1 pseudogene is annotated in these 285 nt (G+C 67.0%); it reads left to right on the top strand.

Features of this window, described 5'->3' with window-relative positions:
• Positions 1 to 223 (top strand): annotated as a pseudogene (locus MQN93_RS43790) (alpha-1,4-glucan--maltose-1-phosphate maltosyltransferase); the annotation flags it as partial.
• Between the last annotated feature and the right edge of the window lie 62 nt (positions 224 to 285).

Raw genomic sequence — 285 nt, 5'->3', positions numbered from 1 at the left:
CCTCGATCCCCACCACACCCAGGAGGCCACGGTCTCGTTGGACATGCCGCAACTCGGCCTGGAATGGCACGAGTCGGTGCCGGTGCGTGACGAGCTCACCGGCGAGACCTACCACTGGGGCAGGGCGAATTACGTACGCCTGGAACCGGGCACCCGTCCAGCGCACGTGTTCACCGTCCTGCGACCGTCCACCCCGCAGATCGGAGGGTCACCCACCTCATGATCGTCAACGAACCCGTCCCGGACACCTTCGAGGACACTCCCGCGAAGGACCGGGACCCGGAC

Origin of the sequence: Streptomyces spinosisporus (assembly GCF_022698145.1) — a bacterium.
Lineage (GTDB): Bacteria > Actinomycetota > Actinomycetes > Streptomycetales > Streptomycetaceae > Streptomyces > Streptomyces spinosisporus.
This window is presented reverse-complemented; position numbering and strand designations above follow the sequence as displayed.